4 protein-coding genes are annotated in these 9,267 nt (G+C 73.6%); 3 read left to right on the forward strand and 1 reads right to left on the reverse strand.

What is annotated here, in order from left to right:
• Nucleotides 1-66 precede the first annotated feature (66 nt).
• On the forward strand, nucleotides 67-570 hold the full coding sequence (locus ABT095_RS33840; RefSeq protein WP_350533397.1) for a nucleoside 2-deoxyribosyltransferase domain-containing protein: 504 nt from the start codon (nucleotides 67-69) through the stop codon (nucleotides 568-570).
• Between the two features lie 144 nt (nucleotides 571-714).
• Here ABT095_RS33840 and mobF read toward each other — a convergent pair whose 3' ends face one another.
• Nucleotides 715-5,541, reverse strand: a complete 4,827-nt coding sequence (gene mobF / locus ABT095_RS33845; protein WP_350533398.1) for a MobF family relaxase — start codon at nucleotides 5,539-5,541, stop codon at nucleotides 715-717.
• 423 nt (nucleotides 5,542-5,964) lie between these two features.
• On the opposite strand from mobF, the gene ABT095_RS33850 reads away from it, so the two are divergent.
• Together ABT095_RS33850 and ABT095_RS33855 are read left to right on the forward strand one after the other, a co-directional pair.
• Complete coding sequence (locus ABT095_RS33850) at nucleotides 5,965-8,013, forward strand: UvrD-helicase domain-containing protein (RefSeq protein WP_350533399.1); 2,049 nt, start codon at nucleotides 5,965-5,967, stop codon at nucleotides 8,011-8,013.
• Between the two features lie 590 nt (nucleotides 8,014-8,603).
• The gene (locus ABT095_RS33855; protein ID WP_350533400.1) at nucleotides 8,604-8,993 is read left to right on the forward strand and encodes a hypothetical protein; all 390 of its coding nucleotides are present in this window, start codon (nucleotides 8,604-8,606) and stop codon (nucleotides 8,991-8,993) included.
• Nucleotides 8,994-9,267 lie beyond the last annotated feature (274 nt).

Here is a 9,267-nt window from a genome sequence, read left to right on the forward strand (position 1 = left end):
AAAGAGGAAACGGGAAACCTCCGGGAAGCCCGGACACCGCGCGTCCTCGGCCTCCACCGTGGCGGTATGACAACCCGCTACTTCGAGGCGCCCGACTACTACGAGCCAGCGCCCGGCGACCCGCTCAGCGTCTTCCTGGCCGGCGGGATCACCGGCTGCCCCGACTGGCAGGCCCCGGCCGCCGAGGAGCTCCTGGACGTCGGCCTGACCGTGTTCAACCCGCGCCGCCGGGCGTTCCCGATCGACGACCCCGCCGAGGCTCCGCGCCAGATCGCCTGGGAGCACCACCACCTGCACCTGGCCGACGTGACCCTGTTCTGGTTCCCGGCCGACCAGGTCCAGCCGATCGCGCTGTTCGAGCTCGGCGCCGCTCTCGGCGAGGACCGGCACATCGTGGTCGGAGCCGCACCCGGCTACCCAAGGCGCCTGGACATCGAGCACCAGGTCGCCCTCGCCGGGAGCACGAGAACGGTGCACGCCTCGATCGCGGACGTGCTCGACGAGGTGATCGCGCACGCGGCCCGCGCCGCCATGGTGCCGATCCCCCCGCCTGCGGCAGACGCGGACTGAAGCCCGGCGTCGTCCGGCGCGTACGGCGGCCCGCCCGGGAGCGTCCTGTCCGCGCCGGATGATGCCGGGCCGGGCCTGGGGTCCGGGGCGCGGCAAGCGGCCCCGGCACCACAGGGATCAGCCGGCTGTCCTTCCGCCGGACCGTCAGCGGCCGAGGCTCGGCCCGCGGTGGCTCGGCGGCTCGGGCCCCCGGTAGTGCTGCTGCTGGCGGTACTGCTCCTGCAGGCGCTGCTGCTCCTGGCGGCGCTGCTCCTGGATCCGGGCGCGGTGCTCCTGGCGGCGGGTGTCCTCGGCCGCCTTGCGCCCCGGCGACATCTGCTTGCGCAGCCGGGCCTCCTCGACCAGGCCCTCGGCGCGCTGGCGGTGGCCGGCGGCGCTCGCGGTGTGCCGCTCGACCTCGGAGACGGCGTGCCGGTAGGTGTTGAGGTCCGCGCGGTTCGCGTGACGGGTGATCCGGGCGCGGTGGTCCTCGGGGGTCTCGTCGCGCTGGATCTGGGACCGGCCGCGCAGCTTCCAGGCCTCGCGCTCGGCTTCCCGGGCGGCGTTCAGCAGCTCGTTGCGCTGCCGGTCGAGCCGGTCGATCAGCGCGCGGCGCTCGGTGAGCCGCTCCCCGATGGCGTCGGCCACCTCGTGCATGCCCGGCGAGCGGAAGGTGAGCTTGGTGAACCGCTTGGCGGCCTTCTGCTGGACCAGTTCCTGGATCCGGTACTCGCGGCGCTGCTCCTCCCACAGAGCCAGGCCCTGCTTGTTGATCTCGTCGGCCTGCCGGGTGAGCTCGTCGGCGCGCTGCAGCTGCTGCTCGGACTGCTGCAGGTAGCCGGTCAGTTCGGCGACGAGCGCGGCGGCCGGGGCCCGGTCGGTGCCGAGCACCGGGCTGAGAGCGTCAACGGTGCGCTGGGCTGCGGCAGCGAGCTTCTCCGCCGCAGCCGCCTTCTCCAGCGCGGTGTCGTGCGCGCGCTTGATGGCGATGACGTGCCCGTGCTCGCGCTGACGCCAGGACGGGATCGCGGCGTCGGCGGCCAGGCCGGCCACCCGCTGCTCGGCCTCGGCCTTGCGCACGGCCTCTTGCGCCGCCAGCTCGGCGGCGACCTTCTCGGCGAGGTCGGCCAGGACGGCCGGGTCGATGGCCGGTGCGGCCGGCGCCGGGACTGCCTGCGGCCGGACCTGGGCCGGTGCGACGGCGGCTTCGACCGGGCCGACCGCCGGGGCCGGCCGCTCGGTGGCCTGCTCCTGGGCCTGGTGGCGGGCACGGTGACGCTCGGCCGCGCGGGCGAGCTGCGCGGCCCGCCCGCTGCGCTGCGCCTGGTCCTGGTCGCGGTGCTCGAGCGGGACGGCGGCCGGGCGCTCGGCGAGAGCGGTGGCCGTCGCCTGCTGCCGGGCGGCGCGGATCCGCTCGGCACCGGGCGCCGCCTCGCGGTGGCGGGCGGCGCGCTGCTCGGCGGCGCGGGCCAGCTGGCCCAGACGCCCACCGCGGTGCGGCTGCTGTTCGTCGCGCTCGACCTGGTCGGCTGCGGCCCTGGCGGTGGCGCGGTGGGTGCCGGTGGTCGCGGTGGTCCGCCGAGCCCGGGCCTGGCGGACCCGCTCGTCGGCGAGCTCCTCGGGGCGGGGCCGGTCGGCGCTCTGCCGGTCCTGGTCCTCCTCGACCAGGAGGTCGATGTCCTGGCGCCCGGCCGGTTCCCCGGCCTCGGGCCGGGCGGTGCGGGTGCGCCAGGGCTCCAGCACCACGGCCGCCTCCGGCCGCCGGAGCGAGGCCTGCGGCTGCGCCTGGAGCTCGCGGTCCTCCCCGTACGGGAGCGGCGCGGCCGGCTCCACGGTGGCGAGCAGTACGGCGGGCTCGGCGGTGCGCAGGGCGAGGCCTCCGCCGCCGCCGGGGCCGTCCGGTTCGGGGCCGCGCGGGGTGCGGGGCGGGCGGCCAGGGCCTGCGCCGCCGGTCCCGTCACCGCTGTTGGGGGTGTTGGGTCCAACGGGTCCGCGTCCGGCGACCCGGCCGGAGATCATGCCTTCGGCGCTGTCCGCGTCCAGCGACTTGCCGTACGCGGCCACCGCGCGCAGCAGCAGCTGGCCGGGACTGGCCGGGTCGCCGAGCCGGGCGCGGGCGCCCTCGTCCTCGACGCTCTGCAGGGGCAGCCACAGGTCCGAGCGTTCCTTGCCGCGGGTGATCGCCGGGTACAGGGTGAAGGCGTCGGCGCCGGTTCCGTTGACCAGCGCGCGCGTCGCGGTCAGGCCCTGGGCGGCGGTGACGGTCATCGCGTAGGCGTGGGTGAGCGCGCCCTCGGCGATCTGCTCGCGGGTCAGCCAGGCCTGCTCGGTGACGAGCTGGTCGGGTCCGGCGGCGCGCTGCCACTGCACCAGTGCGCCGCGCTGGTCGACGGTCAGGACGACGCCGCGGTAGCCGTTGAGGATGTCGGGCTCGCTGCCTGCGGTGCGCCGGGAGCGGCGGTCGTTGACCTTCGTGCGGACCAGGTCGCCGACCGCGATGTCGAGCACGCGCCCGTCGGCCAGGGCGAAGGCGGTCTCGGCGCCGAGCTCGCTGGCAGCGCGGCGGATCTGGCGCGCCCCGGCGTTGAGTGCGTCGACGTCCGTGTTGCGTCCGGCGAGCAGCAGCAGGTTGCGCAGGTTCTCGTGCGGATCCGTCCAGCGGTGGCGTTCGGTGCTCCACGCGGTGAGCATCGCGGCGGTGGTCTGCTCGCCGGTCTCGGTGGCGTGGACGTGGCCGGCGTCGGCGAGCTGGGCGAGCGCGGTGGAGCGCCCGCCGGTGCGCCACACGGTCAGCGCGTCGCGCTCGACGGCGGCGCGCTGGCGGCGGTTCTCCTTTAGCGCCAGACCCTGGACGGTGCGGTGGATCTCGGCGAAGCCGCCGCCGATGCCGATCGGCTGGAGCTGCTGCTCGTCGCCGACCAGGACGAGCTTGGTGCCGGTTTCGGCGGTGTGGACGAGGAGCTTGGCGAGCGTGCGGTCGTCGGACATCGCCGCTTCGTCGAGGACCAGGACGTCGATTCCGGCGAGGCCTTCGCCGTCCTGGATGCGCAGCAGCCAGGACGCCACGGTGGTGGAGGTGATGCCGGATTCGGCCTGCAGGTTCTGCGCGGCGACCGCCATCATGGCGCCGCCGGCCACGGTCAGTCCGGCCTGCTCCCAGACCTGCCGGGCGGCGGCGAGCATCGTCGTCTTGCCCGCACCTGCCAGGCCCTGGACGGTGTCGACGCCGTGTCCGGCGGTCAGCAGTCGCAGCACCGCCGCGCGCTGCTCGCCGCTCAGCTGCAGCTGCTTCTCGGCCTCGAAGGCGGCCACCTGGCGGGCCGCCTCGGTCGGGTCCACGATGGCGGCATGGTCGGCGATCCGCTGCGCGGGCAGCGTGGTGATGACCTGCTCGGCGGCCAGCACGTCCACCGTGGTGTACCGGGCCGCGTTGGTGTGGTGGGAGGCGTGCAGGTCCGCCAGCGCGACCGCGTACCCGGCTTCGGTGAGGACCTGGTCGGTGAGCGTCTCCAGCTCCAGGTGCCCGTACAGGCCGGGCGGCAGCGCCCGGGCGACCTCGGCCAAGGCCTGCGCCCTGGAGAAGTCCTTGCGCTTGCTGGTGACGCCGGTCTCGGGGTCGAAGACCTGCGCGGCGAGCACGCCGAGGTCGGGCAGATCGAGGCCTTCGCCGGGTCCGGCCGGCCCCGGGAACGCGGCGGCCAGGACCTGCCGAAGGCGCTCCTCACCGCCGCGGCCGTGCCGGTCGGCGAGCACCTTGACGGCGTTGGCGTGCCACTTGGCGAGGACGTCGACCTCGGCGATGTCCTGCTTGGCCTCGCGCTGCTGGGCGGCCAGGACGCGGCGCTGCGCGGTGCTCAGCTCGGCCCCGCCGGCGTCAAGAATCTGCCGGTTGCGGCGCGAGAAGGAGCCGCGCAGCTCGGTGGGGACGGCTGCGATCTCCCACTCGCGGTTCGCCGGGTTGTACTCCCACTCGACGCCCAGGCGCTCGGTCAGCGCGGTGCGGAACAGTGCCTTCTGCAGCTCGTTCGCGGCGTGGGAGTGGCGGCGAAGGTCTCGCCCGCCGGACGCCGGGGAGCGCCACTTCCCGTCCTCGCACTTCACCATCCGGGCGATGACGACGTGCGCGTGCAGGTGCGGATCGCCCACCGAGCCCTCGACCGGGCGGGCGCTCTTGTGGGTCATGATCCAGCCGAGGAAGCCGGAGGAGGCGACGCGATCGGCGATCTCGCCGTCGCCCTGGTGGCCGCTGACGCCGTAGGAGCACCACGTCTCCAGCGCGCCCACGGCCTGCCGGACGGAGGAGAGGAACTCCTCCTCGACGATGTCCCGAACCTCCGCCGAGGCGAGTCCCCACGCGGTCGAGACGGACTTCGGCAGCGTGAATCCGATGTCGTCTCCGGCGACGTCGACGCGCTCCCGATCGCTCGCGTGCCGCCACGCCGAGGACAGCGCGGCGGGCCGGTAGACGCTCTCCAGCTCGATCCCGGCCGCGGTCGCCAGCTGCGCGAGAGCGGTCACCGGGGCGCGGTGCTCGCCGCCGTCGCGCAGGTTCATCCGCTCGAGTCGGGCCAGGCGCTCGCGCAGATCCTTGGTCGGCATCAGGGCTGCCGGCGACGCCGCACCGGCCCGCTCAGCGGCCGTCTGGAGGGCGGCGAGCAGCGGCGCCGCGCCGAGCTTTCCGGCGTCGGCGACCCGCCATACCGGGTTCGTCAGCTGCTCCCTGGTGGCCGGGTGCTGGCCCGACATCAGCGCGCGGGCGGCGTGCGGATCGACCCGCTCGCCGGCTACCAGGCCGACCTCGGCCAGGCCGGCGCCGATCCACTCCAGGGGCCGCGCCTTGCCGTCGAGCCGGTATTCGACGGCCGCGCTCGCGCCGTGGTCGGAATGCTGCTCGCCGGGTCCGGGGGCTTTCTGGTGTTCGCGGTCGCAGCCGTCGCCCTCGATCAGGCGGTATTCGATCTGCGCCTCGGAGCGGATCGCCGTGACAGCCACGACCGAATCCCCTCCCCCGCGCCCCGTGGCCGCCCCCGTGACGGCCTGACAAACGACTGCGCCCCACCTCGCCCAGTGCCTTCGCGCTGACGCCGTCAGCGGCTGTGTATCGGAGATACCCAGGCACATGTTTGATGATTTGGCTTGATCGTTTGGGTTGAGTATGAGTGGTTGGTTGATGTGGTTCAAGTTGCTTGTGGTGTGTGTTGATGTGATGTGGTGTCGGTTTGGTTGGTATGTCTGAGTTTGTTGTGATGTTGGCTGGTGAATTGGCTGGTGGGCTTGATGATGCGACGGGCGGGGGCGTGGAGTCGGGCGAGCGGGAGGGCCGGGAAAGGCCGGCGGGGGCGGGCGAGAATTCGTTCGGGGGAAATGCCGCGAGTGGGCTTGTGATCTAGCTCCGCGTTTCGTCACAGTGCTCTTGTGACGGAACTTGAGGGGACCACGGGAACCTGCGCCCGACCGACATGCGGCAAGCCGCTGCCGCCCAGAGCGAAGACCGGCCGGGCGAAGCTCTACTGCAGCCAGGCCTGCCGGCAGGCGATGCTCCGGGCGCGCCAGCGCGAGATCGAAGGCCCGGCGCTGCGCGACCAGGCCGCCGCGCTGCTGAACGAGATCGACCCGCTCGCCACCGCCGAGCAGCTGCACCTGATGGCTCTCGACGAGCAGCAGCTCGCCGTGTTCCTCAAGCACGCGCGCGCGGTGCGCACCGGCCTGGTCGGGATGTATGCGGCGCTCGGCGTCGAGCTGCGCCAGCCCGACCTGACGACGACCCGCGAGCAGCTGCGCGAACCGGCCCGGCCGACGCCCGCCACGTCGACGCGCAAGGCGGCTCCGGCGCCCGGCCCCGGCCAGCAGACGGTGCCCGCCGAGATCCTGGAGGCGTTCGAGAAGCCGGCCGCCGCGCAGCGCGCCGCGGCCCCGGCGCGCAAGGTCGGCGGGCTCACCCCGACCGCCGAGCAGGCCGCCATCATCGACGCGTGCGTCGACGGCGGGGACCTGGTCGTCGAAGCCGGTGCCGGCACCGGCAAGACCTCCACCCTGCGGATGATCGCCTCCGCGATGCCCGGGCGGCGCGGCCTGTACATCGCCTTCGGCAAGGACATCGCCGCCGAAGCGAAGCGGACCTTCCCCGCCTCCATCGACTGCCGCACCGCGCACTCCCTCGCCTACCGGGCCACGCCCGACGGGCTCAAGGCCCGGCTGAACGGTCCGCGGGTGCCGGCCGAGCGGTCGGCGGAGGTGCTGCGCATCCTGGAGCCGCTGCGGGTGCACGCCGAGCTGCTGCTCACTCCGGCCGTCCAGGCCCGGCTCGCCATCGAGGCGGTGCAGCAGTTCTGCTACTCGGACGACCCGGTGGTCGGCCTGCACCACGTGCGCCCGCCGAAGGGGCTGACCGGCAACCAGGAGCGGCTGCTGCGCGAGGCGGTGCTGCCGTACGCGCGGGCCGCCTGGGATGACGTCACCTCGCCGCGCGGCCAGCTGCACTACGCCCACGACCACTACCTCAAGGCGTGGGCGCTGACCGGACCGAAGCTGAAGGCCGACTACGTGCTGCTGGACGAGGCGCAGGACGCCAACCCAGTCATCGCGCAGATCGTCCAGGCGCAGGACCACGCGCAGCGGATCGCGGTCGGCGACAGCAACCAGGCGATCTTCGGATGGCGTGGCGCGGTGGACGCGCTCGCCCAGTGGCCCGCGCGGCAGCGCCTGCAGCTGACCACGTCCTGGCGGTTCGGGCCGCAGGTCGCCGAGGAGGCCAACAAGTGGCTGGCGCTGCTCGGCTCGCGGATGCGGCTGACCGGCTCCGGCCCGGCGAGCCGGGTCGTCGACGGCGGCCTGGAGCGCCCGCACGCGCTGCTGTGCCGCACCAACGGCGAGGCGATCCGCCGGGCGATGCTCGTACTGGCCGACAACCGCCGCCCGGCGCTGGCCGGTGGCGGCGGCGCCATCAAGGCGCTGGCCGAGGCGGCGATCACCCTGCAGAAGGGCAAGGGCTGCTCGCACCCGGAGCTGCTCGCCTTCGCCAGCTGGGACCAGCTGCGCTCCTACGTGAACACCGAGAAGTCCGCCGGCGAGCTGCGCACCTTCGTCCGGCTGATCGACTCGCACGGGCCGCAGGAGATCCTCAAGGCCGTCGGCCGGCTGGTGAGCGAGAGCAGCGCGGACGTCACGATCTCCACCGCGCACAAGGCCAAGGGCCGCGAGTGGGAAACCGTCCAGGTCTGTGACGACTTCGACGAGCCGAAGCCGGACGAGAAGACCGGCCAGGCGTCGCCGCCGAGGCGGGAGGACCAGATGCTCGCCTACGTCACGGTCACCCGGGCGAAGAGGACCCTCGACCGCTCCGGCCTGGCGTGGATCGACAACTACGGCGGCGGCCGGCCCACCGCCGCCCGCACCCGCCCGCACGCCGCGCGGCGCCCGACCGCGCTCGAAGACTGGTCGCCGGACCTCGAGCTGGACGGCTGAACCGGCCGCACCGCACCGCCCGCGCCCCCGTTAGGCCCAACAGGTCCGACGGGGGCGCCGACGTATCACGGCCCCCCTTGTCCGCCGTCTGATCCACCCCTTGTCCCGCAGGTCAGCCCCGCGTGACGTCCAGGCGTGACAACCCCGGACAGCACGTGTCGGCAGCGGCGTTCGGAAGGCCGGAACGGCACGATGTCGCCATGGTGACCTACGCCCGCTGTACCGACGGTTGCGTGCCCGGGGACGGGCTTTCCGTGTCCAGGACGCTCTGCAGCCGCTGCTTCAACGAGCTCTGCGCGCGTTGCCGGAAGGCCCCGGTGCAGAAGCTCGGAGACTTCTGCGGGCAGTGCCCACCATGGCGCTCGGACGATGACGAGCGGATGGAGTGCGGGCACTTCGAACCGGGAGACTGCGATCTCGAGTGCACCGCCTTCTAGTCCCTGGCGCCCGGCGCTGCGGCTCGGGAACGCGCTTGGCTTGTGCCCACGACGAGGACCAGCGCGAGGGCGCGCTGCTGCCGACATCCGTGCCTCCGGGAGCGGCGGATTCGGGAGGCATCAACCACCCGCCTGCCTGGGCAGGATGCCCGCATGACTTTCACCTGGAAGATCCCGCCGTGGCAACGGAACGAGAACTGCACGCACATGGCGGTGACGCTCACGCACGTCGGCGGCGGGGAGATCGCGCTCACCACGGAGAGCGTGCGCGGCGACAACGCCACCGAGGCGCTCGCCGATCTGCTCATGGGCCCTGGCGGCGCGAACGGCACGGCGTTGTCGCCCGGCCTGGTAGGCGTGGTGGTCCGACGCGGCATCGACGTGATGTGGATGGCCCAGCCGCCCATCCAGGTGGTGGCGCGGGGCGCAGATGAGTGGGAGATCGGTGTCGCTGGTGACGATCCGGCTGACGTGACGGCGTTCTCCACGGAGGAGACGCTCGACCTGCTCGGCCGCCTGCAAGCCGCCTACAGCACCAAGTAGCCGCCGAGTCTGGGCCCCGGGCCCGCGTCCGCGTATCGCGGACGCGGGCCCGTTTCATGGCGCTCCGGGCGGCACGTCACTCCGCATCCCATGACCCCGCCCCGCCACGTTGGACCTGTCGGTCCCATTGGGTCCAACAACTCCAGGGGGCAAGGGGGGAGGGTTTCTTTCCCCGGTTCTTTTGAAAGGACGCCACGATCACCGGGTGCCGGTCCGCAAGGTCACCGACCTGGGGCGCCCCCGGGCGGTCGCGGGCTGGCTGATCGGGGTGGCC

Source organism: Kitasatospora sp. NPDC002227 (assembly GCF_040296285.1).
GTDB lineage: Bacteria > Actinomycetota > Actinomycetes > Streptomycetales > Streptomycetaceae > Kitasatospora.